The following is a 25,278-nucleotide window of genomic DNA, read 5'->3' on the forward strand; positions in this document are numbered from 1 at the left end:
GCCGCCCGCAGGGCCCGTCAGGCGTACAGGTCGCGGCAGGTCTCCCGCAGCACGTTTTTCTGCACCTTGCCCATGGCGTTGCGCGGCAGCTCGTCGACGAACAGCACCCGTTTGGGCAGCTTGAACCGCGCCAGACGCCCGTCCAGCGCCGCCAGAACCTGCGCCTCGTCAAGCGTGCGGTCGCTGACCACCACCGCCGTGACCCCTTCGCCCAGATCCGGATGCGGAACGCCGATCACCGCGCTCTCCACCACGCCGGGCAGCGCGTCGATCTCCGTCTCCACCTCCTTCGGATAGACGTTGAGGCCGCCGCTGATGATCAGGTCCTTGCTGCGGCCGATGATCTGCAAGTAACCGCGCCCGTCGATGCGGCCGAGGTCGCCGGTGATGAAAAAGCCGTCCGGACGGAATTCGGCGGCGGTTTTCCCGGGCATGCGCCAGTAGCCCCTGAAGACGTTGGGCCCCTTCACCTCGATCATGCCGATGTCGCCGTCCGGCAGCGGCGCGCCGGTCTGCGGATCGGTCACGCGCAGCGACACGCCCGGCAGCGGAAAGCCCACCGTTCCGGCGACGCGCTCGCCGTCGTAGGGGTTGGAGGTGTTCATGCCCGTTTCGGTCATGCCGTACCGCTCAAGAATGGCGTGACCGGTGCGCGCCCGCCACTGCGCGTGGGTCTCGGCCAGCAGCGGGGCGGAGCCGGAGATGAACAGCCGCATGTGCGCCGTCAGCTCCCGGGTGAGCGCCGGATGCTGCAGCAGCCGCGTGTAGAAGGTGGGCACCCCCATCAGGGTGGTGCACTGCGGCAGGATGGCGATGAGCGCGTCGGCGTCGAACTTCGGCAGCAGGATCATCGAGCCGCCGGCGAAGAACAGCGTGTTGCAGGCCACGAACAGCCCGTGCGTGTGATAGACCGGCAGGGCGTGGGCCAGCACGTCGCCGGGGGTGAAGCGCCAGCAGTCGCGGAGCGTCAGCGCGTTGGAGGCCAGGTTGTCGTGGCTCAGCATCGCGCCCTTCGAGCGTCCGGTGGTGCCGGAGGTGTAGAGAATGGCGGCGAGATCGTCGTCCCGCCGCGCCACGTTGTCGAAGCGGTCAGGCTGGCGGGCCGCCAGCTCCGTGAGCGAGCCTTCGCCGTTGCGGTCCAGCGTCGCCGTGACCGCGCCGGCGCGCTGCGCCAGCGGCGCCAGCGCCTGTTCGGCCGCCGGGTCGCACGCCACCAGCGCCGGCTCCGCGTCGCCGATGAAATACGCCAGCTCCGCCAGCGTGTAGCCGGAGTTGAGCGGCAGATAGACCGCGCCGGCGCGCAGGGCGGCCAGATACAGCAGCAGCGCCGTCTCGCTTTTCTCCACCTGCGCGGCCACCCGGTCGCCGGGCTTCACCCCGAGGCTGACGAGGGCGTTGGCCAGCCGCGCCGAGCCCCTCTCCAGGTCGGCGTACGTGCTGGCGCGCCCGTCCGGATGGCGCAGCGCCACGCGGGCGGGGTCGAAATCCGGATTGTCCGGGCCCTTGCGGAACATCCGGTCATAGAGATTGCGGCTCATGCCGCGCCTCCTTTCGCCGCCAGCCGGGCGACGCCGCGCGCCGGCGCGGCGCCGTTGCGCAGCAGCTTCTTCACCGCCGCCGAGGCGGCCACCTCGCCATGCTCGGCGAAGGCCTCGTGGTTCTTCTCGATGTCGTCAAGCGCGTAGAGGTAGTTGACCATGAAGCCGTGCGCCTGGGCCATGCCCTTGGGCGAGACGTCGCCGAGGAAATTGATGGCCTCCAGCCGCGCGCCGTTGCCGAGGTGGAAGCGCGCCACCGGATCCACCGGCCGCCCGGCGTGGTTGCGGGCGTTGAGGAAATAATGCGCAGCCAGCTGCGTCAGCGGCCGGCGCAGGGCCTCGCGCGTCTCCGGATCGTCATGCCAGCCCGGCCGGTCGAGCAGCTTCAGCGTCTCGCGCGTGGCGTCGTCAAGGCAGGCGGCGTTTTCGTCGGCGCGCTCCTTCGCCAGCCAGGCGGCGAAACCGGGCGCCGGCGAGAGGGTGACGAAGGTCTTCAGGTTCGGCAGCTCGCGCTTCAGCTCCTCCACCACCTGCTTGATGAGGAAGTTGCCGAAGCTGACGCCGCCAAGGCCGCGCTGGGTGTTGGAGATGGAGTAGAACACCGCCGTGGTGGCTTCCTCCCCGGGGATCGGCGTGCGGCTGACGTCGAGCAGCGGGGCGATGGCGTCCGGAATGCCGGTGGTGAGCGCCACCTCCACGAAGATCAGCGGCTCGTCCACCAGCTGCGGGTGGAAGAAGCCGTAGCAGCGCCGGTCGGACGGCTCGAGGCGGTTGCGCAGGTCGTCCCAGTCCCGGATGGCGTGGACGGCCTCATAGCGGATGATCTTCTCCAGAATGTTCGCCGGCGTGGTCCAGTCGATGTGGCGCAGCACGAGAAAGCCCCTGTTGAACCAGGTGGAGAACATGTGCGCGAAGTCTTCGTCCACCTGCTTCAGCTCCGGCCGGGATGGCAGCTGGTCCAGCAGGTCCTCGCGCATGCGCACCAGGGCGGCGGTGCCGCCGGGCGCCAGATTGATGCGGCGCATCAGCTCCTGGCGGCGCGCCTCGGTGGCGCGGTGCAGCTTCTGCACGTTGACGGGCGTCGGCGTCTGGCTGACGGCGCGCAGCGCCTCCTGCAGCGCCGCCATGTCCGGACCGAAGCGGTCGGCGAGGGCGTTGAGAAAGGCGAGCCGCGCCCCCTCCGGAGCCTGGCCGTAGCTGTGAATGATGGCGCCCGCCAGCGCCACGCCCGAGGCTTCGCCCTTGCGGGAGAGCAGGCTGTCGGCCAGCTCCACCAGATCGCCGCCTTTCACCGGGCCCCGCGCGCGCCCGAGCAGGGCGCGCCCGCGCTCGGACAGGGTGGCGAACAGCTCGTTGAGGAATGACGTCGGCATGGTGTCTCCTCGTGCCGGGCGCCGGATGCGGCGACGCCGGATGCAGGGGGGCTGGATGGCCGGCGCCGCGTCTTCCCGGCGCCGGGTGACGGGGCCGCCAGCTTCGCGTCGCGGTCGCGCAGGGCGGGCCGGCGCAACCGGAGCCATAAGGAATGTGGCATGGCGCCGGGGGCCCGCCAAGGGCGCGCCCCGGCCCAAACCGCCGCATGCGGCGGCCTTCCGTTACGGCGGAGGGGAAAGGCCCGGCGCCATTTTGGGGACGTCATGCGACGCCCCGATGACGCAGGGCCGGCGCAGGGGTCAGGCGGCGCGCCGGGCGCCGGAGACGGTCGCAACATGGCGGATGAATTCCGCCCATTCCCGGATGCAGGTCCCTGCGGCCAGCGTCGCGGCCCTGTCGCGGGCGGCGGCGCCGAGGCGGCGGCGCCCGTCCGCGTCCGCCATCAGCGCGTTGAGCGCCCGGCCCAGCGCCACCGCGTCGCCAGGCGGCGTGAACACGGCGGCGCCGTCCCACAGCTCGCGGTAGTCCGGAGCGTCGGCCAGCACCAGCGGCCGGCCGGCGTCGGCCGCGCGCCATACGGCCTCGCCGTCGGTGTCGCCGGTGGCGGCGGAGACGAACAAGCTGGCGCCGGCCAGCCAGCGCTGCAGCTGCCCGGGCGGCAGCTCGCCCAGCGCCCACAGGTGGCCGGCGGCGGGGAGGGCGCCGGCGCGCGCGCCGGCCAGCATCACCGGCGTTGCGCACAGGAAGGCGGCCTCGTTCAGCACGGCGATGTTCTCGCGGCCGTCCGCGTCGGCGTGGATGGCGAGGACGTATTCGGGAATGTCCACCCCCGGCGTCGCCGGGGCGACGGCGCTCCAGCCGCGGCGGATGACGCGCGGCGGCATGCGCAGCCGGTGCGTGGCGATGATGTCGCCAGCGTCCGCCTGGGTTGGGGCCACGGTCGCCGCGGCCGCCTGGTAGCCGGCGCGCAGCAGCCTGGCCCGCCATTCCAGCCCGTTCACCAGCGCGCTGCGGGAGGCGACAATGACGTCGCGGCTGTCAGGCGTGACGATCACCGGCGCGCTGAACGGCCCGAACGCCGCCAGACCCGGATGGTGGAGCAGCGCCGCGTCGGCGCCGGTGACGTTGACGACCCGGCTCACGGCCTGCCCGGCGGCCTGCATGTCGCCGAAGCAGCGGGCGTAGCGGGCGGCGACGTCATGCACGGCGATGGCGCGCAGGCCCGCGGCCTCGAGCGCCGCCCGCCGGGCCGGGGCGGGCGGCGGGCCGAGCAGGGCGAGCGCCACGTCGAATCCCTCGCCGGCCAGCCCTGCGGCCAGCTGCAGCGCGGCGTTCCAGCCGCCTCCGGTGGTGTCGGCGCTCATCACCAGCCGCAAGTCCGCAGGCTCCCCTCTCTGGCGCGCCGCTGCGCGGTCGCGCGGGCGTCATGATTAACGTTTGGTTAAGCATGACTGTCACCAAATCGCAGGAATTTGAAGGGGGCCAATGCCGGACAGCGGCGCGGAGCGGCGCGCATTCGCAGGTAAGGCGACTTCAAGTTTCTGCCGCGGCAACGCTAACGGGCGTCGCGCCAGCGGCGAAAAAACCGTTGATACCGGTGGCGGGCGGCCGGAAAACCGCCGCCCGCGCGCCCCGGGCGGCGCGCCGGGCGCTCAGGATTCGGCCTTCACCACCGCATGGGCGGGCGGCGCGCCCTCCAGCACGCCGTCGTCCGGCCGCCACAGCGCCACCGCCTCGATCTGGCGGGCGAGGGCGACGTCCCGCGCGGTGACGCCGCCGGCGGTGTGGGTCCACAGCGCCACCTTCACCGCGCCGAAGCTGAGCGTCAGCTCCGGGTGATGCCAGGCCGCCTCACAGACATGGCCGAGCGCGCCGGCCAGCATCAGCGTCGCCTTCCAGCCTGTGGTGTCATAGACGCGCGTCAGGGCGTTTCCTTCCAGCCGCCAGCCGGCGGGCAGGCTGGCGATGGCCTGCTGCAGGCGCTGGCCGGTGAGCAGGGCGTCGGGACTGGCGGCTTCGGTCATGGCGTGAGTCTCCTTTTGCGCGGGCGCTGGCGCAGGCGCGGGCAGGGCGCCCGCCGGATCGGCTTGCTGGCGGGCGCGGCCGGGTATAAGGCAGTGCCGGTCGGGGCGGCCGGTCGGCGCCCCCCCCCGCAGGAGCATGCGCCATTGTCTGACAGGATCAGGGTATCCCGCATCGCCGTTTACGCGCATCACGGCCTGCATCCGGAGGAGGCGCGGCTGGGCCAGCGCTTCTTCGTGTCGCTGGACTGCATGCTGGACCTGCGCGAGGCCGGACGCAACGACGACTGGCACGCCTCCGCCTGCTACGCCGAGCTCACGGAGCGGGCGACGCGCGTCTGCCTCGACCGCCGCTACCGCACGATTGAGGGGCTGGCCGAGGCCATCGCCGCCGACGTGCTGGAGAAGTTTCCGCGCGTCGAGCAGGTGACGGTGCAGGTGGAGAAGCCCGGCGCCCCGGTGCCCGCCATCATCGACGGGGTGATGGTGGAGATCACCCGCCGGCGCTGACGCCCCGGCGGCCGGCGGGGAGCGCGTTCCCTGACAAACTGGTTGAAGCGCAGCGAATTATCGCTGGATTAACCAATACTTGCGTATGAATTGTTAACCATCGCGTGATCGGGGGCAGCCGCGCGGACCCTGCGCCGCCGCGCGTGCGGCCGCGGCGGCGTTTCATCATCAATATCAAACCGTTAACGCCAGTTTGCTGAATCATTTTCGCGCGTCACCGCCTTTCCTTCGCCGGCGGCGAAGGAAAGCGCCGGGGCCAGCCGTCCATGCCGGTCGCGCCCGCGCGGGCGCCGCCTGCGGACGCAAAAAAAAACCGGCCAGGGGGGCCTGGCCGGCGTCGCGAGGGCGCCGCCGGGGCGCCGCAGGGCGCCCGCGGCTCCGGATGCGTCAGAACTCAACTACGGTGCGGATCGCCTTGCCGTCGTGCATCAGGTCGAAGCCCTCGTTGATGCGCTCCAGCGGCAGCTTGTGGGTGATCAGGTCGTCGATGTTGATCTTGCCCTCCATGTACCAGTCGACGATCTTCGGCACGTCGGTGCGGCCCCTGGCGCCGCCGAAGGCGCTGCCCTTCCACACCCGGCCGGTGACCAGCTGGAACGGGCGGGTGGAGATCTCCTTGCCGGCCTCGGCCACGCCGATGATGATCGACTCGCCCCAGCCGCGGTGGCAGCACTCCAGCGCCTGGCGCATCACGTCGGTGTTGCCGGTGCAGTCGAAGGAGAAGTCGGCGCCGCCGTCGGTGAGGTCCATCACCGCCTGCACCACCCGGTCCTGGCCGACTTCATTGGGGTTGATGAAGTGGGTCATGCCGAATTTTTCGGCCATGGCGCGTTTGGCGGGGTTGATGTCAACACCGATGATGCGGTCCGCTCCCACCATGCGCGCGCCCTGGATGACGTTGAGGCCGATGCCGCCGAGCCCGAACACGGCGACATTGGCGCCCGGCCAGACCTTCGCGGTGTTGATCACCGCGCCGATGCCGGTGGTGACGCCGCAGCCGATGTAGCAGATCCTGTCGAAGGGGGCGTCCTCGCGCACTTTCGCCACGGCGATTTCCGGCAGCACCGTGTAGTTGGAGAAGGTGGAGCAGCCCATGTAGTGCAGCACCGGGTCGCCGTCGCAGGAGAAGCGGCTGGTGCCGTCCGGCATCAGCCCCTGGCCCTGGGTGGCGCGGATGGCGGTGCAGAGGTTGGAGCGGCGCGACAGGCAGGTTTTGCACTGGCGGCATTCCGGCGTGTAGAGCGGAATGACGTGGTCGCCCTTCTTCACCGAGGTCACGCCGGGGCCGACGTCCACCACCACGCCGGCGCCCTCATGGCCGAGAATGCAGGGAAAGCGGCCCTCGGGATCGAGGCCGGAGAGCGTGTACCAGTCGGTGTGGCAGATGCCGGTGGCTTTCACCTCCACCAGAACCTCGCCGGCCTTCGGCCCTTCCAGATCCACTTCCATGATCTCGAGCGGCCTGTTGGCGGCGAGCGCCACTGCGGCGCGGGTTTTCATGACGCGTACTCCTGGCGACGGTTGACGTTGTTCCGGGACGGTACAGCCGCCGGCGGCCGGCGCAAAGCGGCCTGCGCCGCTGCGTGATCACGGCGGGGAAAACCGGCGCCGCGGCGGGCGAAAAAGCTGGCGCGCCAGCGGCATGCGGCGGCGGGCGGAATCAGTTTCGCCACGGCGGCGGCCGCCGGCGGCCCGCCGGGCTTCCCCTGCGGAAACTGGCGGCGCGCCAGGCATATACGGCCGCATGCTGAATCAGCCCGCCAGCAGCGCAAGGCCAAGGCCGCTGGCGGCGCCGGCGGCGGCGGCGGCCCATGGCGGCGCGCGCCACACGGCCAGCAGCAGGAAGCCCGCCGCCGCCACGCAGAAATCCGCCGGCGTGAACACCGCGCTGGTCCACAGCGGCCGGTAGAGCGCCGCCGCCAGAACGCCCACCACCGCGGCGTTGGCCCCGGCCACGGCGGCGCTGGCGAGGCGGTCGCCGCGCAGCCGTGACCAGAACGGCAGCGCGCCGTACATCAGCAGCAGGCCGGGCAGGAAAATCGCGGCGATGGCGACCGCGGCGCCGGCGACGCCGTCCGGCGGCCGCGGCCACAGCGCCCCAAGCCAGGCGGCGAAGGAGAACATCGGGCCCGGCATGGCCTGGGCGAGGGCGTAGCCGGTGAGAAACACGTCCGGGGCCACGCCGGCCGGCGCCGCCGCCTCGGTCTGCAGCAGCGGCAGCACCACATGGCCGCCGCCGAACACCAGCGCGCCGGCGCGGTAGAAGGCGTTGGCCATGGCGAGCGCCTCGCCGGCCGGCCCGGAGTCGCCGAGCGCCGCCAGCGCCGGCAGGCCGGCGAACAGCGCCGCGAACAGGGCGAGGGCGACGAGCCCGTGCCGGCGCCGCGCCGCCCTGTCCGGCGTCGCAGCCCCGCCGCCGGCGGCCGCCGCGTTGCGGCAGAAAGCGAGTCCCAGCAGCAGGCCGGCGCCGATGGCCATCAGCTGGGCGGCGACGCCGCCGGGCGTGACGATGGCGAGGGCGACGAGGGCGATGGCCGCGCGCGTGCGGTCCGGCGCCAGGGTGCGCGCCATGGTCAGCACGGCGTGCGCCACCACCGACACCGCCGCCAGCTTCAGCCCGTGCAGCGCGCCGGCGGCCAGCGGCCCGCGCAGCGCGCCCGCGCCCAGCGCCAGCGCCGTCATCAGCGTCGCCGGCGGCAGGGTGAAGCCGAGAAAGGCGGCCACGCCGCCGGCGAGGCCGCCGTAACGGCGCATGCCGAGGGCGAAGCCGAGCTGGCTGGTGGACGGGCCGGGCAGGAACTGGGAGAGGGCGAGCAGGGCGGCGAAACCGGCGTCGTCGATCCAGCGCCGGCGGCGGACAAATTCGTCGTGGAAGTAGCCCACATGCGCCGCCGGGCCGCCGAAGGCGAGGCAGCCCATGCGCAGGAAGGCCCCGAACACCTCCAGCAGCGCCCGCGCGCGGCCTTGCGGGGCGGCTCCGCCGCTTCCCGGGCGCGCCGGCGGTCGCGTCCCGTCGTCATGCGCCCCGGCTGTCACGGCTGCCTCCCTGTCTTGAGCAGCGGCGCAAAGGCGCGCCTTCCGCGCCCCGGCGTGCGGGCGCGCCGCGGCGGCGGGGCCGGCTCAGCATTCCGGCACGTTACGCTTCAGCTCCTCCAGCCACACGCGGGCGTTGCCGTCCGAGGGGGCGCGCCAGTCGCCGCGCGGCGACAGCGAGCCGCCGGAGGAGATCTTCGGCCCGTTCGGCACGGCCGAGCGCTTGAACTGGCTGATGGTGAAGAAGCGGAACAGGAACACCTCCAGCCAGCGGCGGATCTCGGCGAGGCTGTAGGCGCGCCGGTCCCGCGCGGCGATGCCGGCCGGCCAGCGGCCGCGGCTGGCGTCGCCCCAGGCGTTGAGCGCGAGGAAGGCGATCTTCGACGGCGCGAAGCCGTGGCGGGTGACGTAGTAGAGGTTGAAGTCCTGCAGGGCGTAGGGGCCCACCTTGCTCTCGGTGGACTGCATGGCCCCGCCGTTGGCGTCCGCCGGCACCAGCTCCGGCGAGATCTCCTGGGCCAGGATGGCCTCCAGCAGCGCCGCGGCGCCGGCGTCCACCTCGCCGGACCGGGCGACGAAGCGGATCAGGTGCTGGATCAGCGTCTTCGACACCGAGGCGTTGGGATTGTAGTGCGACATGTGATCGCCGACGCCATAGGTGCACCAGCCCAGCGCCAGCTCGGAGAGGTCGCCGGTGCCCACCACCAGGCCGTTGTGGTGGTTGGCGAGACGGAACAGGTAGTCCGTGCGCAGGCCTGCCTGCACGTTCTCGAAGGTCACGTCATAGACCGGCTCGCCGCGGCCGGCCGGGTGGCCGAGGTCGCCCAGCATCTGCCGGGCGGCCGGGCGGATGTCCAGCTCCGCCGCCGTGGCGCCGATGGCCTGCATCAGCTGCCAGGCGTTGGAGCGGGTGCCCTCGGAGGTGGCGAAGCCCGGCATGGTGTAGGCCAGGATGTCGCTGCGCGGCTTGCCTAGGGCGTCCATCACCCGCGCGCACACCAGCAGGGCGTGGGTGGAGTCGAGGCCGCCGGAGACGCCGATCACCAGCTTCTGCGCCCCGGAGACGCGCACGCGCTGGGCGAGGCCCTGCACCTGGATGCTGAACGCCTCGTAGCAGTCTTCGGCGAGACGGGCCGGATCGGAAGGCACATAGGGGAAGCGCTCGATGTCGCGCTCCAGCGCCACGTCCGCAGACGGCGCGTCGAGGCGGAAACTCACGGTGCGGAACGCCTCGCCCCGCGCCGCCTCGGCCCGCTGGCAGTCGCCGAAGGTGGTGACGCGCAGCCGCTCCTGGCGCAGCCGGTCGAGGTCGACGTCGGCGGTGACGAGCACGCTGCCGGTGGGGAAGCGCGCGCTCTCGGCCAGCAGCTCGCCCATCTCGAAGATGGCCGCGTGGCCGTCCCAGGCCAGGTCTGTGGTGGATTCGCCGGGGCCGGCCGCGGAATAGACATAGGCGGCGATGGCCCGGGCCGACTGCGCCCCGCACAGCAGGCGGCGCGTTTCGGCCTTGCCGATGGTGATGTTGCTGGCCGAGAGGTTGACGAGGATCTCCGCCCCCGCCAGCGCCGCCCGTGAGGAGGGCGGAACCGGCGTCCACACGTCCTCGCAGATCTCCACGTGGAAGGTGGCGGCGAGATCGCCCGCGTTGCGGAAGATCAGGTCAGTCCCGAACGGAGCCGTGCGCCCGGCCACGGTGATGCTCGCGCCCGTCACGCCTGCGCCGGAGGTGAAGTGGCGCGCCTCGTAGAACTCGCGGTAGCTGGGCAGGTAGCTCTTGGGGACGACGCCGAGAATGTCGCCCCGGTGGATGACCACGCCGCAGTTGTAGAGGCGGCCGCGCCAGCGCAGCGGCGCGCCCACCGCCAGCACCGGGAACAGGTCGCGGGAGGCTTCAGCCAGCACGCCGAGCGCGGCTTCGGCGGCGTCCAGCAGCGGCTGCTGCAGCAGCAGGTCGTCGATGGCGTAGCCGGTCAGGCCGAGCTCGGGGAACGCAGCCAGGGCGACGTGGCGCTCATGGGCGCGGCGCGCCAGCTCCAGGGTGCGCTCCAGGTTGAACTGCGGATCTCCCACCCCCATACGCGGCACGCAGGCTCCGGTGCGAAAGAACCCGTGCGTGTAGAGCGAGTGAAATCCACCCATGCGGCGCGCCTTTCCCTGTGATCGCAGGCCTTCGCATATAAGGCCGGGACGGCCTGCATGGTAGTGGCTGCGCCGGGGTTTCGCCAGCTGCCGGCGCCGGCGACAGGCGCGCGCCGCCCCATCCGGATGTTCCTGAAGGAACCGCGCGGCTGTCCCGGCCTCCCGTGAGAAAAAAACAAAATTTTTCAGGCGCAGCACGCTGTCTGTCCCGTATATGCGACTGCCGATGACGGAATTTTCCCGGCGCGCCGCCGGCGCGAAAAAACTCCGGCCGGCGCGGGCCAGGCCGGAGCAGGGTGAAAAAGGGGCGCGCTTGGCCGCCGTTCACTTGCCCGAAACCGGGCCCTCGATCAGCACGTAGCGGTCGCCCTCGAACCGCTGCAGGTACAGCGCGTCGAACAGGCTGTAATCGTCCGGCGTGGTGCGCAGCACGATGCCCGGCAGCATCATCGGCACGTTTTCCTCGTGCATGTTGGCGGCGATGTCGCGGATGTTCTCGCGGGTGAGGTTGTCGCCCGCCCGCCTGAGGATGCGCTCCAGCAGCACCGCGGCCACATAGCCCTGCACGGCGTTGGAATCGTCGATCATGCCCTCCTGGCCGATGCTCTTCATGAACGCCTTGTAGGCCTTCATGTCCTCGCTGTCCGCCCACTGCGGATCGTCCGGCTCCTTCAGCGCCACGGCGGTGATGACCCCCTGGGAGGCGTCAAGACCGGCCGGCTTCAGCACCGAGCCGATCGAGGCCGACACCGACACCACCATCTGCAGCGGCTTCCAGCCCAGCTCGTGGGTGCGCTTGATCACCTGGGCGGCGAACTTCGGCGTGGCGACGATGAACAGGATGTCCGCGCCGGTGGCCTTCATGCGCACCACCTCGGCGTCGACGGTGGCGCTGGTGATCTCATAGGGCAGTTCGATGGCGATCATCGACCGGGCCCTGTCGCCCAGCCCCTCGCGGAAGCCGCGCACGAAGTCTTTCCCGAAGTCGTCGTTCTGGTAAAGAATCGCCACCTTGCCGTCCGGCCTGCGCCTGAGCACGTAGTTGGCGTAGATCTTCGCTTCCATGTCGTACAGCGGCAGCATCGCCGTCGTCCATGGATAGTTTTTCGGGTCGTTCCACTTGGAGGCGCCGGTGGCGACCAGCAGCTGCGGCACCTGTCTGGCGTTCAGGTATTTGTGAACGGCGGAGTTGGACGGCGTGCCCACCGAGCCGTAGACGGCGAGAACGTTTTCGTTCTCCACCAGCTTGCGGGTCTGCTCCACCGCCTTGGGCGGGCTGTAGGCGTCGTCCAGCGAAATGACCGTGACCTTGCGGCCGTTGATCCCGCCCTTTTCGTTGAGCTGCCTGAAATATTCGACGATGGCCGAGCCGCGCACGCTGTAGGCGGACGCCGGCCCGCTGTAGGGCGCCACATTGCCGATGCGGATTTCCGTGTCGCTGGCCCCGGGGCCGTATTTCTTCTCGCCGGCCTTTCCGTCGCTGGCGTGGGCGGCGGAAAGGCCGAGGGCCAGGCACATTGCGGCTGTCAGGATTTTTTTCATGGTGCGTTTCCTCCCGGACTCCATGTCCGGAAGATCAGCTTTCGCGACAGCGCGGTTTTCGTCAATAACAACAGGACATGCGTCAGAAAGACCGCGTGCGGGCGCAGTAACGGCGCCGGAATGACGGCGCGAAAACATGCCGCCGGCGGCGCGGCTTCATTGCGCCGGCGCGCTGCGCCGGCGGACCGCGGGGCGGGCGCCCCCACCGTCGCCCGCCCGCGCGCCGCGCCTCCGCGCGCCGCCCCCCTGCGGCGTCGCGGATGCGGTTCCGTCCGGTCTCAGCCGCCGGCGCGGCGGGCCGTGACCGTGATGGTGACGGCGATGGCCTTCGACACCCACGCCCCGCCTGCGTCCGAAACCATGCCGACGTTGAGGGCCGCCCGGTCGAGAACCGTCCGGCCGGAGACGTGGGCCACGCCGTCCTTCTCCGTGAAGGTGAAGGGCAGGGTCACCGGAACGCGCGCATTTTTCAGCGTCAGCGTTCCCTCCGCCTCGAAGCGGTCGCCGCCGAGGGCGCGGAAGGTCGCGGCCTCAAATCGCGCTTTCGGGAAGCCCTTCGGGTCGAGCCACTCCTCGCCCTCCAGCGCGCTCCGCCGGGTGGCGTCGCCGGTCGCCGCCGAGGCGGTGTCGATGACGATGTCGGCGCGCGATCCGGCGAGATTGTCCGGGTCAAACCGCACCTCGCCGGACCAGCGCAGGAACCGGCCGGAAAAGGCCGCGCCGGCGTGCTCGCCGGAAAAGACGATGGCCGAGGCCCCGTGGTCGATGCGCCAGGCCGTGGCGGGGCGCGCCGCCGGCGCGCCGGCCGGGGGCTGCGCGGCGGCGTCGCCGGCGGGCGCCCGCCCGGCCGGGGCTTCCCCCGGCGTGGCGGCCTGCGCCGGGCCTTCCGGCTTCGGCGCCGGGGCGGCGGCGATGGCGGCGGCCACGGCGATGGCGGTGACGAAACCGGCGCCGGCGAGGGTTTCCGCCGGCCGCCGGCGGCCGGTCCCGGGCTGGCCGGCGCCGGCGGGGGCCAGTCCGGGGATCATGCGCGCCAGCGCGCCGTCGCGGGCGATGAACTGGTGCTTCAGCGCCGCCGCCACATGCAGTGCCAGCAGCGTGAGCATGGTCCAGGCGAGGGCGGCGTGGGCGGCCCCGCTCCCGAAGGCGAGGGCGCGGCGGGTCGCCGGCGCCGCGTCGGCCACGCCCGGTAGGTGCGGAACCGTGAACAGGCCGAACCAGCGCGTCGGCACGGCGAGCGGGGCGTCGCTGGCCGTCGCCCAGCCGGCCGAAACAAGGAGCCAGCCGGTGAGCGGCAGCAGCAGCAGCAGCGCGTAGAAGGCGGCGTGCGCGGCGCCGGCGGCGAAACGCTCCCACGCCCGCATGCCGGCGGGCGGGGGCGGCAGCGGATGCGCCAGCCGCCATTGCAGGCGCACGACCGCCAGCGCCAGCGCCAGAAAGCCGAGGGACTTGTGCAGCTGGAACACGCGGTAGGCCAGCGCCTGGCTGTCCGGGCGGGCGATGGCCGACGTCATCCAGAAGCCCGTGGCGAGAAGGGCGATGATGCAGGCGGCGCCCAGCCAGTGCAGGGCGATGGCGACGCCGTCATAACGGGTGGGGGCGGCGGTGGTCATGGATGCTCACGAAAACCGGCGGCGCGTCCGGGCCTGCGCGGGCGCGCCGCCCGGCTCCGGAAAGAGGGTCAGGCGACGCGGGCCGTCCCGGGCCGTCTGGAGGCCGCGCGGGGACGGCGGCGGGCGGAGCGCTTACTTCTGTCCGGCCTTCCGGATGAACTCGCCGTCGAAGCGCACGGTGACCTCGTCGCCGACGAAGCCCACCGGCATGCCGAAGTCGCTGCGCCGGAACGAGCCGGTGGCCGAAAAGCCGATGGCCGGCTGCTGCAGGAACGGATGCTTCTCCAGCTCGCCCACGAAGGTGACGTCCAGCGTCACGGGCCTGGTCACGCCGAGGAAGGTGAGATCGCCCGTGACCTTCGCGGCGCGCGGACCGGTCTGCTCCACCCTGGTCGACCTGAAGACGGCGGTGGGGAATTTGTCGGCGTTCAGATAGTTGCTGTTGCGGGCGATGTCCTCGCTCCAGCTGGAGAAGGCGGAGCCGGGGTGGGCGGCCTTGTAGTCGGCCGGGTAGCTGGCGTCGACGGAGGCGGTGTCGATGGTGACGGTCACCGACGACTTCTCCGGGCTGGCCGGGTCCAGCGTCACCTCGCCGGAGAGGCGGTTGAAGCGCGCCGTGTAATGGGAAATGCCGTTGTGCAGGAAGGAGAAGGTGAGCGAGGCGTGCGTGGGATCCATCACATAGACGCCGGCGGGCGCCTTCACCTGCAGCTTTTCCGCTGCGGCGGGCGCGGCGTCGCCGGCGGCGCTGGCGGCGCCGGCATGGCCGAAAGCCAGGGCGAGCGCGAGGGCGGAAGCCGTAAGAATCTGGCGATGGGTCACGTACATCTCCTTTTTTCTGGCGCAGGCCGCGGAAACCGTGGTGGTTCCGCAACGGCTCACGCGGCGTTCGCCGCGTGAGCGACGGCGCATCCGGGGCCGGACGCGCACGTCAGACGTATTGGCCAAGTGTGAGCAAAATTGTGTCGCGGACAACGGGGCGGGTTTCAGGCAGGTTCCGGCAGGGTATGGCGAAAATATAAACAGGTTCAGAAAGATATGCGCAATTTTGCGTCATTTTTCCCGGTGCATGTGAATTTGCATGCATGATCTTGCAGGGCCGCAAGCGTCGCCGCGTCCGCTTGCGTTTCGCGCCCGCTTCCTGTTTCGTCGGTCCGCAACGGGAAAAGGGCGGAACATGCCGGCCGGACTGTCAGATCTTCTCTATGTCGTGTTTCACATCGCCTCGATCATGGCGGCGCTGGCGGCGGGGGTGCTGTGGCTGCGCTCGGCCTCCATCCGCGTGCCCGACATCGCCCCCTATCTGCTGCTGCAGGCCGGGGCGGCGGAGCAGCCGCTGTCGATGCGCGAGATCGAGGAGAATCTGGAGCAGCACCGTCAGGCCATGGCCCGCCAGAGCCGCTACAACCGCGCCGCCGCGCAGGCCGCCTCCGCCGCCGCCGCCGCCCAGGCCGCCACTTTCGCCCTGAACCTGCTGGCCGTGTTCGCCCGCGCCGCCGGCTGAGCCGCCGCGCCGGCCGCGAGAACGCCGGTCACGACGGCCCTCCCCCGGGAAGGCATGAAAAAACCGGGCCCCGGGGCCCGGTTTTTGCGTGTCGCCGGCGGCGCCGTCGCGCCGGGGCGGTCATTCCGGCAGGATGCGCACCGCGCCGCGGTCGGCGGAGGAGGCGAAGGCGGCGTAGGCCTTCAGCGCCTGCGTGACGTTGCGCTTGCGCGGCTTCGCCGGCTTCCAGCCCAGCCGGTCCTGCTCGGCGCGGCGGGCCGCCAGCTCCGCGTCAGAGATCTTGAGGTTGATGGTGCGGTTGGGGATGTCGATCTCGATGATGTCGCCGTCCCGCACCAGGCCGATGGCGCCGCCATTGGCCGCCTCAGGCGAGACGTGGCCGATGGAGAGGCCCGAAGTGCCGCCGGAGAAGCGCCCGTCGGTGATCAGGGCGCAGGCCTTGCCCAGCCCGCGCGACTTCAGATAGCTGGTCGGATACAGCATCTCCTGCATGCCGGGGCCGCCCCTGGGGCCTTCGTAGCGGATCACCACCACGTCGCCGGCCTTCACCTTCTTGCCGAGAATGCCGGCCACGGCGTCGTCCTGGCTCTCATAGACCACGGCCGGACCGGAGAAGGTCAGGATCGACTCGTCCACGCCGGCGGTCTTCACGATGCAGCCGTCGGGGGCGATGTTGCCCTTGAGCACGGCGAGGCCGCCGTCCTTGCTGAACGGATGCTTCACCGAGCGGATGACGCCGTTCTGCCGGTCGAGGTCAAGCTCATCCCAGCGGGCGTTCTGGCTGAAGGCCTCCTGGGTGGGCACGCCGCCCGGCGCGGCGCGGTAGAACGCGCGCACCTCCTCGGAGCTGGTGCGGTCGATGGACCAGCGGTTGATGGCGTCGCCGAGGGTGGGGGCATGCACCGTGGGCGTGTCGGTGTGGATCAGGCCGGCCTCCTCCAGCTGGCCGAGGATGGCCATGATGCCGCCGGCGCGGTGCACGTCCTCCATGTGCACGTCGGCTTTGGCCGGCGCCACCTTGGAGAGGCAGGGCACCTTGCGGGAGAGGGCGTCGATGTCGTCCATGGTGAAGTCCACCCCGCCCTCGTGGGCCGCGGCGAGGATGTGCAGCACCGTGTTGGTGGAGCCGCCCATGGCGATGTCCAGCGACATGGCGTTCTCGAACGCCTTGCGGTTGGCGATGCTGCGCGGCAGCACGCTCTCGTCGTCCTGCTCATAGTAGCGGCGCGCCAGCTCCACGATCAGCCGGCCGGCCTCCAGGAACAGCCGCCTGCGGTCGGCGTGGGTGGCCAGCACCGAGCCGTTGCCCGGCAGCGACAGGCCCAGCGCCTCGGTGAGGCAGTTCATGGAGTTGGCCGTGAACATGCCCGAGCAGGAGCCGCAGGTGGGACAGGCCGAACGCTCGATCAGCCGCACGTCCGCGTCGGAGACGTTCTCGTCCGCGGCGGCGACCATGGCGTCCACCAGGTCGAGGGCGTGTTTCCTGCCCTGCAGGGTCACCTTGCCGGCCTCCATGGGGCCGCCGGAGACGAACACCGCCGGAATGTTCAGCCGCATGGCGGCGTTGAGCATGCCGGGGGTGATCTTGTCGCAGTTGGAGATGCACACCATCGCGTCGGCGCAGTGGGCGTTGACCATGTACTCGACGCTGTCGGCGATGATCTCGCGCGACGGCAGCGAATAGAGCATGCCGTCGTGGCCCATGGCGATGCCGTCGTCCACGGCGATGGTGTTGAATTCCTTGGCGATGCCGCCGGCCTTCTCGATCTCGCGCGCCACCAGCTGGCCCAGGTCCTTGAGGTGCACGTGGCCGGGCACGAACTGGGTGAAGGAGTTGACCACGGCGATGATCGGCTTGCCGAAGTCGCCGTCCTTCACGCCGGTGGCGCGCCAGAGGCCGCGGGCTCCCGCCATGTTGCGACCGTGAGTGGTGGTTCTCGAACGATACGGAGGCATCGGGATGTGGTCTCTTTCCGGTTTCGGGCGCGGGCGCGCGCCCGGATCTCCACGTACGCCGCCGCGCCGCTGAAGGCCAGAGGGCGCGGGGCTGGCCAGCCATGCCGGAAGCGCGGACGAATGGCGAGGCGCCGCGCCGGATTCCGGAGCATGGAGCGATTATAGACACCCGGCCTGCGTCCCGCCAGCGCGCATCGCCCGCGCTCCGCGCTGCAGGCTCACGCCGGGCGGGGCGGCCGGGTTCAGCCGCCGGCCCGTGGCGGCTGCGGCGGCGCCTCCGCGGCCGCTTCCGGCCAGGGCTGGCGGCCGAGGGCGACGGCGCCGTGGCGGGCGGCGTCGAGAAACCGCGCCACGTCGTCCGGCGCGGCGGCGATGCGCGCCATCTGCAGCGCGCCCATCATCAGGCAGAACACGGCGGCGGCCCGCGCCTGGCGCGCCTGCGCCGTTCCGCCAGGCGGCAGGCAGCGCTCCACCAGCGCCACGATGGCGTCGTTGGTCTCCAGAAAACGCCGCCGGGCCGCGTCGCTTTCGCGCGCGATCTCCGGCGCCAGCGCCGCCGCGGCGCAGCCATGGGCCATGGCGGCGCGGTGGCGCGGACTGAGATAGCTGGCCGCCAGCGCCTCCAGCGCCGCGCCCGGCGGCGCCTCGCTCACGGCCTGTCGCAGGCGGTCGAGGGTGCTGGCAGCGGCGTGCGCCACGGCGTCGGCCACCAGCTCGGAGCGGGAGGCGAAATGGGCGTAGAAGCCGCCGTGGGTGAGGCCGGCGTCCGCCATCAGCGCCCGCACGCCGACGGCGGCGATGCCGTCGCGGCGGAACCGCTCCGCCGCCTGGCGAATGATGCGCTCGCGCGCTTCCTGCTTGTGGCCCTTGCCGTATCGCGCCATCGCCGCTGACCCGTCGCGGCCGCCCGGGGCCGGACCGCCTGCGCCGGCAATATGACACGCGCCGGCGCGTGAGGCGAGGCCGCCGCGCGCGGCGCGCCTCAGGCGACGCCGAGATGCGCCCGCACCTGCTCCAGCTCGCTGTCCGTCAGGCCGTGGGCCCGCAGATAGTCGCCGGCGCCGCGGAAATTGTCCGTGAGCCAGTCCAGCGTGCGGCGCATCACCGAGGGATCGCACGCCAGCAGCTGCGCATAGCGCCGGCCGTCGAGGCCAAGGCGGGCGAGGATGGCGTCCGGGCCGCCGGGCAGCCGCGCGATGCGTTCGGCGGTCATGGCGTAGTCCGCGACGATGTCGCCCTCGTCCACGCCCGCCAGGGCGAGCAGCAGGGCGGCCACCAGGCCGGTGCGGTCCTTGCCGACGGTGCAGTGAAACAGCGCCGCGCCGGCGCTGGAGCCGATCAGCCGCAGCGTCTCCACGAACAGCCGTCCCTGGGTTTCCAGCGCCTGCACGTACAGGCCCAGCAGCATGTCGCCGCGCGGGATGCGGCTGGGGTCGAGGCCGTCGAACAGCGGGATGGCGATGAGCTCGACGCCGTCCTCCGGGCGGATGGCGTGCGGCTCGGCCTGCCGTTCGCGCTCGCTCCTCAGATCGATCACGCGGGTGACGTTCAGCTGCTTCAGCCGGGCGACGCCGTTCCGGTCGAGGGCGGCGACGTTGCCCGAGCGGATGGCCCTGCGCCACGCCACCGGCCGGCCGTAGCAGGTGGGATAGCCTCCCAGGTCGCGGGTGTTGAAGCTTCCGGAAATGATGATGTCGCGCTCTGGCATGGCGTGGTCTGGCCTGTCTCCCTGTGACGTCCGGAAAGGACAACGCCGGCGGCGCAAAGGTCAAGATCACGCCTGGGCGAAAGGCGCGGCCGCGCCCGTTCCGCCGCGCGGCGCGGCGGGGCGGAACGGGCTTCCGCCGGCGGCGGAGCGCTAGTCGTGGGTGCGCGGCGAGGGGCGGTTCTCCGCCCGCCAGCGGGCGTCGTCCGGCGTGCCCTCGCGTGGCGGGAAAATGCCGTTGATCGCCCAGTATTCAAACGGCGTTTCGTCCACATGAAGCTCCCAGTCATGGCCGCGCCCGCGCAGGCAGGGGGCCAGCACGGCGCTCACCCGGTCGATGAAGTGCCGCGCCGTCGCCACGTCCGGGAAGGGAGCGGGCGACGTGGTCCACGGCGATGCGCACGAAGCGGCGCGCCGGCGCGCCGCCCACGAACAGCTCGTCCGGCCCGGCCAGCTGAAACGCCACCCCCACGTAAAACCGCGGCATGAACGGCGCATAAACGTCGGTGATGCGCCGGGCGATGTCGGCGCGCTCTTCGGCCGTGAAGGCGTCGCGCGGGCAGTAGATGGTCCACAAGGGCATGGGTCCGTCTCCCTTTCGCTTGCGTTTGCGGTCGCCATGGCGGTTTTTATATTACATATGTCATTTTACCGGTCAAAACGGCGGACGGCCGCGCGGCGGGCGCAGCCGGTGACGGAGCGCGCGGAACGGAAACGTGAGGAAGAAAGCGGGCGGAAGGAGGGGCGCGGCGCCGGCGCGCGCATGCGCGAACGCGCCCGCCGCAGTCCGCGACGGGCGCGTGCGGGCGGCCGGCGCCGTCCCGCGCCTTACAGCAGGTCGATGCTGCCCAGGTCCAGCGCCTGGCGGGCCGGGCGCTCGGCCATCACCGCGAACATCTCGTCGCCGCGCTCGGTGCGCTCCACGCTCATGGAGGCGAACACGGCCATGAAGTAGCCGCTGAGCGCGCCGATGCGGTAGTCGCGCCACAGGCCCTCCACGTCGGGTTCGACGCCGGCCTGCTTCAGGGCCCCGATCCAGCGGTCGAAGGCGACCCGGTCGGCGCGGGCCCGCTCGGCCGGATCGACGATGCTGGTGCCGATGAGATAGGCGATGTCGGTGGCGCCGCCGCCGCGGGCCAGGGTCTGCCAGTCCACCAGCCAGCAGCGCCCGCCGTCAGGGTCGAACAGGATGTTGTCGACGCGCAGGTCGCCGTGAACGATGGTTTCCGCCGCATAGGCGCGGGTGAGATAGGCCTCCAGCCGGTCGAGCACGCGCGCGCCGAGATCGAGCGCGTCGCGGTCGAGGCGGCCGGCGTAGCGCTCGCGGAATCCCTGGTAGAACTGCGGGAACAGCGCCCGCACCGTGCCGGTGACGTCACGGTTGAGCCAGGCGAACGCGTCCAGCCGCGGCGAGTTCCACAGCAGCGCGTGCAGCCTTGCGGCCGCGTCGATGCAGGGCAGCAGCTCCTCCAGCGGGCGGCCGGCGAGCTGGTCGCCCTGGCGGGCCGGGGCGAGGTCCGAGAGCAGCAGGATGAAGTTCACCTCGTCCGGGGCGATCTCGGCGTGGTGGCAGTGCGGCGCGGCCACGCCGCTGCCCGGCGCCAGCTGCTGGTACCAGCTGACCTCCTTGATGTAGGTGCCGGTGAGGGCGGCGATGTTGCGGCTGGCCTCGTCGCTGCTCGGGCATTTGGCGATGACCGTGGCGGGGGCGGAGACGCCCGGCTCCCACTCGAGGGCGAGGCGGAAGCTGTCGCACATCTGCCCGGTGCCCACCTTCGTGGCGGTGAAGCCGCGCAGGCTGCCGGGCTGCTGGCCGAGCCGCTCCGCCAGCCAGTCCGTGGTCATCATTTCCGGGCGGGTGGGGAAGGCGGGCGCCTGGCCCGCGGCTGCGGTCATGACGTCGCTCATGCTGCGGGCTCCATCAGTCCGGTGAGGCCGCACGGGGCGTGCGGGCCGACGAACAGCTGCTCGATGACGCCGAGGCCCTGGCGGACCACGCCGCCGTCCTCCAGCTCGGCTTTCGCCACCGCCTGGATGTGCATGGCGAGCGGATTGCTCCAGCCGCGTTCGTCCGCGGCGAGGCTGTCGCAGGCGACGCGCAGCTCCGGGCCGTGATCGCGCCCGTGGGCCCACTCCGGATGGGCATAGCCGACGCCGCTCATGGCGAAGACGGTCGCGGTGGGCGTGAAGCGCAGGATGCGGCCGCCGCCCAGCTCCACCTGCATGCGGGCGATGCGGCGCGTGCCCCTGGTCCACTCGATGGCGAAGGCGGGACGCTCGAAGTGCTGTTCGCCGCCGCTGTCGGCGGCGATGACGGCGCGGCGGTTCCACGGCGCGCCTTCGGCGTCGTCATTGGTGTGGAAGAAGACGGAGCGGTCGCCGAAGTTGCACGGGGTCCACAGCCAGAAGAACTGGGAGAAATTTCCGTCCGGCGGGGGCTGGGGGTCGCTGGCGCCGACGGGGCGGATGCCCCAGCTGCGGTCGCGGGTTCCGGCCCAGGCGGAGTCAATGTCGATGCGCCGGCCGCCGACGTCCAGCCATCCGCTCCAGCGGCCGTTCTGGGTCATGCGGGTGTAGTCCATGAACAGCCGGGTGCCGTTGCGGCGGATGAAGCGCGGCTCCTCGATGGGGAAGTGGCGGGCGTGGAAGGTGATTTCGCCGGTGACCGGGCCGTCGTTGGGGGCGATGCGCAGGGTGAGCCGCTCGAGGGGCTCGTCGACGGAGAGGGCGATGGGACCGACGGAGAGGTCGAGCCTTTCGCCGCCGGAGCGGCGGCTGGCGCGCAGGTTATGCTGGACGCCGTCGACGATCACGCTGAAGGCGGCGTCGACGATGGCGAGCTGGGGGTAAAAACCCATGGCGGCGGCGAAAAAGACGTCGCCGTCAGGATTGTATCCATTGAAAAAATAGCGGTCGTAAAAATTCCTGTCCGTGCCGGCGAACGCGATTGGTTCGCTTGTCTGATGCAACGGAAAATCGTCGCCCCTTGTCAGCATGTTCCTCACCTGAAATGTGTGATTTGTTGTGGCGACAGGCTAGCGCCGGACGTCACGCCGTCAACCGCTCCGCCCACGCTCTCCACATGCGCGCGGCGCGCGGTCCGTCTGCCGTCATGGCGTGGTAGCGATATGCACGCTCTCCACATGCGCGCGGCGCGCGGCGGCGAGGGGAGCCGCGCCGGGCGCCCGCGACCGTTCAGGCGGCGCGTGAGGCGCGCCCTTTTCCGTCGCGGGGGACGCAACGCGCCGCGAACCAGGCTCAGGGGAGAGCGGCCGCCTGCGTCCCGTCCCGGCGACAAACTGCTGGCCAGTCCCGGCAAACTGGAACAATGTGGCGGCACCCGAAGATCGCTGCCGTTGCAATGCGGAGGCGCATCTGGATATCCGGCGGGGCGAATGGAGCGGCGTCGCCTCAAGCCAACATGTCAATGGCCGCCTGCAACAGGATGCGAATGAGTACGATCTTCACCATTGGCTATGAGGGAACCGACATTGACCGGTTCATTGAGACGCTGCAAATTGTTGGCATAGATGTAGTTGTTGATGTGCGCGCAGTTCCCCTTTCTCGAAAAAAGGGGTTCTCAAAAAAGGCGTTGCAAGAACATCTGGGGCGTGTGGGTATCGAGTATCTGCCTATGCAGAGGTTAGGCGATCCGAAGCCGGGGCGTGAAGCGGCGAAGGCTGGAGATTACAATATTTTTCGTTCCATTTATACCAATTATGTTTCTCAGCCACAGCAAATGGAAGCGGTAATGGAACTTGTCCGGTTTGCGGCTCAGAAAACGATTTGTTTGCTCTGTTTTGAACGTGACCCGAAGATGTGTCATAGATTGATCGTTGCGGAACAGATGGAGGCGTATGGTTGTGAGTACTTTCATCTGTATGCTGATGACCCAACTCGTTACCTGCGTCATCAAGTCAGGATAGCGAAGTGAACAAGTTTAGCTGCTGCACCTTTGGGGGGTATATTATGCTAATTATTAGCCATTGATCGCGATAACGATGCATATTTCCCATAAGGAACATAAGGTCTGATTGCGGAAGTTCTTGTTCCATTTTGCTCCGAAAGGGGAGTTCCCAGTCGTTTCCATGCCTTTGTCTGCATTTCCAATATAGCGCGCCTATCTCCCAATCAACGATTTTATGTCGATACGCGGCAGAACCGTTGGGCGTCTCGCATTTGTAGTGATAATAAAAATCGAATGGCAGCTTCCTTAAGATTTTTACATTTTGTTTTCTGTTCTGCTCAAAAAGATTGCCTTGACGGTGTAATATAGTTAGTTTTGTAAGATCTTTAGCGGACCAGTCAGGGGTTGTCGGCCGGATTTCGAGGGTGCGCACGTGTTTCGGTTTTAGGAGTGCTAAAGATGCTCCGCATTTTTCATGCTGTTGCTCAATCGCGGCAAAATCGGTGTTAAGTGGAATCTTTTTGATTAGTTCGCGGCGCGCCTCCCAAGCATTCTTGGTGCTGACACATTTTCCAGTTCGAAGCGTGTCAATTTTTATTGTATGGCTCTCCGGTCGGTGATCTCGTCTGGCTTTTTCGAATTTTGCATCAATCCACTGCCATTTTTTAAACTGTCGATCTTGGCTAATATGCCTGAACGGTACTGGAAAGATTCGGATGAGCGATCCGTCGGGCTCCATGCCCGCAACACAGGATAACTCTGCGTACTTTCCGCTTGGCGATGGGTATGTCTTGCATAGAACGAGTACAGATTTATGAACTATCGCCATAGCGTCCTCCCGCAGGCTAAGTTGTAAACATATTATTATTATACGTTGGATGGTTGTCGAGTCATATTCGTTGTGTTGTTTGTTGCTTAATGCTATATCGTTACCAGCTGTGCCTCCGTCTCCGGCCTGACGGATGTGCGCACCGGCGCATCAGGCTTATCCGGCTGGAGCGACGATGCCGCTGTTGCACCATTGGGCGATACATGTGCGACGCGGGTCGCGACTGGCCAGTCAGGCGTCCTCGAATGGAATGTTGCTTAAAGGCCGCGCCGGCAGATGTGCCCCGCGCCCCGCGCCCCCCGCGCCGGGGTCGCGCGCCCGGAGGAGGCCACGCGCGACGCGGATGGCCGGCGCTTGCGCCCTGTCGGGGGCCCGGTTTTTGCGGTATATGGCCCATCCTGCGTCTGGCCTGATGGCGCGGGCCAGCCGCCCGCGCCCTGCGACGCCCGCGGGCGGGGGCGGCTCATCGCCGGTCCTTGCGCGCCGCGCGGCGTCCCAATGTGATACTGAACCGGTGAAAACGCCTCCGAACACCCTGACAGAAGCGACGTCACAGCCCATGACCGCCGAGCCGCAGACCGCAGAAGCCGTTATGACCCGGGGGATTGCTGGCGGGCCCTCGCCGTGGCGGTTCTGTGTGGCTCCCATGATGGACTGGACCGATCGCGAGTGCAGGTATTTCCACCGCCTGCTCAGCCGCCGCGCCCGGCTCTACACCGAGATGATCACCACCGGCGCCGTCATTCACGGCGACCGCCAGCGCCTGCTCGGCTTCAGCCCGGAGGAGCATCCGCTGGCCGTGCAGCTCGGCGGCAATGATCCGCGCGCGCTCGCCGAATGCGCCCGCATCTGCGAGGACTTCGGCTACGACGAGATCAACCTCAACGTCGGCTGCCCTTCCGACCGCGTCCAGGACGGCGCCTTCGGCGCCTGCCTCATGCTGCGCCCGCAGCTGGTGGGCGAGTGCGTCGCCGCCATGAAGAACGCCGTGCGCGCGCCCGTCACCGTGAAATGCCGCATCGGCGTCGATGACCAGGACCCGGAGGCCGCCCTTGACGCGGTCGCCGCCGCCGTGGTCGCGGCCGGCGTCGACGCCCTCATCGTCCACGCCCGCAAGGCGTGGCTGAAGGGCCTGTCGCCGCGCGAGAACCGCGAGATCCCGCCGCTGGATTACGGCCGCGTCTACCGGCTGAAACAGGCGCATCCCCGCCTGCCGGTCATCCTCAACGGCGGCGTGGCCTCCATTGACGCCGCGAAGGAGCATCTGCGGCATGTGGACGGCGTCATGCTCGGCCGCGCCGCCTACCAGAACCCCGGCCTCCTGTTGCAGGTCGATCCGGAGCTGTTCGGCGAGCCGGCGCCCTGCGCCGACGGCCGCGAGGCGCTGGAGCGGCTCGCGCCCTATGTCGAGCGGCGCATGGCGGAGGGCCTGCGCCTGTCGCAGGTCACCCGCCACGTGCTGGGGCTGTTTCCGGGCCAGCCGGGCGCGCGGGCCTTCCGGCGGCACCTGGCCACATACGCCACGCGCCCCGGCGCCGGCGTGCAGGTGCTGCGCGACGCCATGGCCATGGTGCGTCCGGCCGTCCGGGCGGCGTGAAGCCGCCGCC

General features: G+C 70.1%; 22 protein-coding genes. 4 read left to right on the plus strand and 18 right to left on the minus strand.

The genetic code is table 11. From position 1 onward, the window contains the following. Nucleotides 1–17: 17 nt before the first annotated feature. The 4 genes from ACFFJB_RS05565 to ACFFJB_RS05580 form a co-directional block, all read right to left on the minus strand. Entirely contained in the window at nucleotides 18–1,538 is a 1,521-nt protein-coding gene (locus ACFFJB_RS05565; RefSeq protein ID WP_376830239.1) for a malonate--CoA ligase, read from the minus strand. Continuing rightward, nucleotides 1,535–2,911 carry a malonyl-CoA decarboxylase gene (locus ACFFJB_RS05570; RefSeq protein ID WP_376830241.1) on the minus strand — a complete coding sequence of 459 codons (1,377 nt, stop codon included), beginning with the start codon at nucleotides 2,909–2,911 and terminating at the stop codon, nucleotides 1,535–1,537. The genes ACFFJB_RS05565 and ACFFJB_RS05570 overlap by 4 nt, the downstream gene beginning before the upstream one ends. A 300-nt stretch (nucleotides 2,912–3,211) precedes the next feature. After that, nucleotides 3,212–4,279 (minus strand): glycosyltransferase, encoded by a 1,068-nt coding sequence (locus ACFFJB_RS05575; protein ID WP_376832561.1) that lies wholly within the window; start codon nucleotides 4,277–4,279, stop codon nucleotides 3,212–3,214. Nucleotides 4,280–4,564: 285 nt separating this feature from the next. After that, a complete protein-coding gene (locus ACFFJB_RS05580) occupies nucleotides 4,565–4,936 on the minus strand; it encodes a 4a-hydroxytetrahydrobiopterin dehydratase (RefSeq protein ID WP_376830243.1) in 372 nt (123 codons plus the stop codon). Between the two features lie 144 nt (nucleotides 4,937–5,080). Here ACFFJB_RS05580 and folB point away from each other — a divergent pair, with 144 nt between their 5' ends. Beyond that, nucleotides 5,081–5,443 (plus strand): dihydroneopterin aldolase, encoded by a 363-nt coding sequence (gene folB / locus ACFFJB_RS05585; protein WP_376830244.1) that lies wholly within the window; start codon nucleotides 5,081–5,083, stop codon nucleotides 5,441–5,443. Nucleotides 5,444–5,830: 387 nt separating this feature from the next. On the opposite strand, the gene ACFFJB_RS05590 is transcribed toward folB, so the two are convergent. The 6 genes from ACFFJB_RS05590 to ACFFJB_RS05615 all read right to left on the minus strand — a co-directional run bounded on the left by ACFFJB_RS05590 (nucleotide 5,831) and on the right by ACFFJB_RS05615 (nucleotide 14,592). Beyond that, nucleotides 5,831–6,943 (minus strand): S-(hydroxymethyl)glutathione dehydrogenase/class III alcohol dehydrogenase, encoded by a 1,113-nt coding sequence (locus tag ACFFJB_RS05590; protein WP_376830246.1) that lies wholly within the window; start codon nucleotides 6,941–6,943, stop codon nucleotides 5,831–5,833. Between the two features lie 252 nt (nucleotides 6,944–7,195). Then, a complete protein-coding gene (gene chrA, locus ACFFJB_RS05595; RefSeq protein ID WP_376830248.1) occupies nucleotides 7,196–8,479 on the minus strand; it encodes a chromate efflux transporter in 1,284 nt (427 codons plus the stop codon). A gap of 84 nt (nucleotides 8,480–8,563) precedes the next feature. Then, nucleotides 8,564–10,615 (minus strand): NAD(+) synthase, encoded by a 2,052-nt coding sequence (locus ACFFJB_RS05600; protein ID WP_376830250.1) that lies wholly within the window; start codon nucleotides 10,613–10,615, stop codon nucleotides 8,564–8,566. Nucleotides 10,616–10,939: 324 nt separating this feature from the next. Beyond that, nucleotides 10,940–12,157, minus strand: coding sequence for an ABC transporter substrate-binding protein (locus tag ACFFJB_RS05605; protein ID WP_376830252.1), 1,218 nt, complete (start codon nucleotides 12,155–12,157; stop codon nucleotides 10,940–10,942). A gap of 278 nt (nucleotides 12,158–12,435) precedes the next feature. After that, the gene (locus tag ACFFJB_RS05610) at nucleotides 12,436–13,770 is read right to left on the minus strand and encodes a cytochrome b/b6 domain-containing protein (protein ID WP_376830253.1); all 1,335 of its coding nucleotides are present in this window, start codon (nucleotides 13,768–13,770) and stop codon (nucleotides 12,436–12,438) included. Between the two features lie 132 nt (nucleotides 13,771–13,902). After that, nucleotides 13,903–14,592 (minus strand): YceI family protein, encoded by a 690-nt coding sequence (locus ACFFJB_RS05615; protein ID WP_376830255.1) that lies wholly within the window; start codon nucleotides 14,590–14,592, stop codon nucleotides 13,903–13,905. 355 nt (nucleotides 14,593–14,947) lie between these two features. On the opposite strand from ACFFJB_RS05615, the gene ACFFJB_RS05620 reads away from it, so the two are divergent. Beyond that, nucleotides 14,948–15,274, plus strand: coding sequence for a hypothetical protein (locus tag ACFFJB_RS05620; protein WP_376830257.1), 327 nt, complete (start codon nucleotides 14,948–14,950; stop codon nucleotides 15,272–15,274). A 120-nt stretch (nucleotides 15,275–15,394) separates the two neighbouring features. On the opposite strand, the gene ilvD is transcribed toward ACFFJB_RS05620, so the two are convergent. The 7 genes from ilvD to ACFFJB_RS05655 all read right to left on the minus strand — a co-directional run bounded on the left by ilvD (nucleotide 15,395) and on the right by ACFFJB_RS05655 (nucleotide 21,931). After that, nucleotides 15,395–17,230, minus strand: coding sequence for a dihydroxy-acid dehydratase (gene ilvD / locus ACFFJB_RS05625; RefSeq protein WP_376830259.1), 1,836 nt, complete (start codon nucleotides 17,228–17,230; stop codon nucleotides 15,395–15,397). A 242-nt stretch (nucleotides 17,231–17,472) separates the two neighbouring features. Beyond that, entirely contained in the window at nucleotides 17,473–18,114 is a 642-nt protein-coding gene (locus ACFFJB_RS05630; protein WP_376830261.1) for a TetR/AcrR family transcriptional regulator, read from the minus strand. Nucleotides 18,115–18,212: 98 nt separating this feature from the next. Continuing rightward, nucleotides 18,213–18,938: a tyrosine-protein phosphatase gene (locus tag ACFFJB_RS05635; protein ID WP_376830263.1), complete on the minus strand. Its 726-nt coding sequence runs from the start codon at nucleotides 18,936–18,938 to the stop codon at nucleotides 18,213–18,215. Nucleotides 18,939–19,088: 150 nt separating this feature from the next. Then, entirely contained in the window at nucleotides 19,089–19,295 is a 207-nt protein-coding gene (locus ACFFJB_RS05640) for a tautomerase family protein (protein ID WP_376830265.1), read from the minus strand. Next, the gene (locus tag ACFFJB_RS05645) at nucleotides 19,222–19,518 is read right to left on the minus strand and encodes a tautomerase family protein (protein WP_376830266.1); all 297 of its coding nucleotides are present in this window, start codon (nucleotides 19,516–19,518) and stop codon (nucleotides 19,222–19,224) included. Before ACFFJB_RS05645 ends, ACFFJB_RS05640 begins: the two co-directional genes overlap by 74 nt. A 245-nt stretch (nucleotides 19,519–19,763) precedes the next feature. Continuing rightward, nucleotides 19,764–20,843, minus strand: a complete 1,080-nt coding sequence (locus ACFFJB_RS05650; protein WP_376830268.1) for a phosphotransferase family protein — start codon at nucleotides 20,841–20,843, stop codon at nucleotides 19,764–19,766. Then, nucleotides 20,840–21,931, minus strand: coding sequence for an Rv3169 family protein (locus ACFFJB_RS05655; protein ID WP_376830270.1), 1,092 nt, complete (start codon nucleotides 21,929–21,931; stop codon nucleotides 20,840–20,842). Before ACFFJB_RS05655 ends, ACFFJB_RS05650 begins: the two co-directional genes overlap by 4 nt. Before the next feature lie 455 nt (nucleotides 21,932–22,386). On the opposite strand from ACFFJB_RS05655, the gene ACFFJB_RS05660 reads away from it, so the two are divergent. Beyond that, entirely contained in the window at nucleotides 22,387–22,869 is a 483-nt protein-coding gene (locus ACFFJB_RS05660) for a DUF488 domain-containing protein (protein ID WP_376830272.1), read from the plus strand. On the opposite strand, the gene ACFFJB_RS05665 is transcribed toward ACFFJB_RS05660, so the two are convergent. Further along, nucleotides 22,853–23,671, minus strand: a complete 819-nt coding sequence (locus ACFFJB_RS05665) for a DUF8757 domain-containing protein (RefSeq protein WP_376830274.1) — start codon at nucleotides 23,669–23,671, stop codon at nucleotides 22,853–22,855. The two genes, ACFFJB_RS05660 and ACFFJB_RS05665, sit on opposite strands and share 17 nt — an antisense overlap. 592 nt (nucleotides 23,672–24,263) lie before the next feature. On the opposite strand from ACFFJB_RS05665, the gene dusA reads away from it, so the two are divergent. Beyond that, nucleotides 24,264–25,268: a tRNA dihydrouridine(20/20a) synthase DusA gene (gene dusA, locus ACFFJB_RS05670; protein WP_376830276.1), complete on the plus strand. Its 1,005-nt coding sequence runs from the start codon at nucleotides 24,264–24,266 to the stop codon at nucleotides 25,266–25,268. Nucleotides 25,269–25,278 lie beyond the last annotated feature (10 nt).

Source organism: Camelimonas abortus, from assembly GCF_042432745.1.
Lineage (GTDB): Bacteria > Pseudomonadota > Alphaproteobacteria > Rhizobiales > Beijerinckiaceae > Camelimonas > Camelimonas abortus.

What these genes read in the sequence shown, in the direction of transcription:
- ACFFJB_RS05665 (WP_376830274.1), bottom strand. Translation starts at nt 23,671, where the DNA reads ATGGCGATAGTTCATAAATCTGTACTCGTTCTATGCAAGACATACCCA.
- ACFFJB_RS05580 (WP_376830243.1), bottom strand. Translation starts at nt 4,936, where the DNA reads ATGACCGAAGCCGCCAGTCCCGACGCCCTGCTCACCGGCCAGCGCCTG.
- ACFFJB_RS05605 (WP_376830252.1), bottom strand. Translation starts at nt 12,157, where the DNA reads ATGAAAAAAATCCTGACAGCCGCAATGTGCCTGGCCCTCGGCCTTTCC.
- ACFFJB_RS05650 (WP_376830268.1), bottom strand. Translation starts at nt 20,843, where the DNA reads ATGAGCGACGTCATGACCGCAGCCGCGGGCCAGGCGCCCGCCTTCCCC.
- ilvD (WP_376830259.1), bottom strand. Translation starts at nt 17,230, where the DNA reads ATGCCTCCGTATCGTTCGAGAACCACCACTCACGGTCGCAACATGGCG.
- ACFFJB_RS05610 (WP_376830253.1), bottom strand. Translation starts at nt 13,770, where the DNA reads ATGACCACCGCCGCCCCCACCCGTTATGACGGCGTCGCCATCGCCCTG.
- ACFFJB_RS05590 (WP_376830246.1), bottom strand. Translation starts at nt 6,943, where the DNA reads ATGAAAACCCGCGCCGCAGTGGCGCTCGCCGCCAACAGGCCGCTCGAG.
- ACFFJB_RS05635 (WP_376830263.1), bottom strand. Translation starts at nt 18,938, where the DNA reads ATGCCAGAGCGCGACATCATCATTTCCGGAAGCTTCAACACCCGCGAC.
- ACFFJB_RS05620 (WP_376830257.1), top strand. Translation starts at nt 14,948, where the DNA reads ATGCCGGCCGGACTGTCAGATCTTCTCTATGTCGTGTTTCACATCGCC.
- ACFFJB_RS05655 (WP_376830270.1), bottom strand. Translation starts at nt 21,931, where the DNA reads ATGCTGACAAGGGGCGACGATTTTCCGTTGCATCAGACAAGCGAACCA.
- ACFFJB_RS05645 (WP_376830266.1), bottom strand. Translation starts at nt 19,518, where the DNA reads ATGCCCTTGTGGACCATCTACTGCCCGCGCGACGCCTTCACGGCCGAA.
- ACFFJB_RS05600 (WP_376830250.1), bottom strand. Translation starts at nt 10,615, where the DNA reads ATGGGTGGATTTCACTCGCTCTACACGCACGGGTTCTTTCGCACCGGA.
- ACFFJB_RS05565 (WP_376830239.1), bottom strand. Translation starts at nt 1,538, where the DNA reads ATGAGCCGCAATCTCTATGACCGGATGTTCCGCAAGGGCCCGGACAAT.
- ACFFJB_RS05660 (WP_376830272.1), top strand. Translation starts at nt 22,387, where the DNA reads ATGAGTACGATCTTCACCATTGGCTATGAGGGAACCGACATTGACCGG.
- dusA (WP_376830276.1), top strand. Translation starts at nt 24,264, where the DNA reads ATGACCCGGGGGATTGCTGGCGGGCCCTCGCCGTGGCGGTTCTGTGTG.
- ACFFJB_RS05630 (WP_376830261.1), bottom strand. Translation starts at nt 18,114, where the DNA reads ATGGCGCGATACGGCAAGGGCCACAAGCAGGAAGCGCGCGAGCGCATC.
- ACFFJB_RS05570 (WP_376830241.1), bottom strand. Translation starts at nt 2,911, where the DNA reads ATGCCGACGTCATTCCTCAACGAGCTGTTCGCCACCCTGTCCGAGCGC.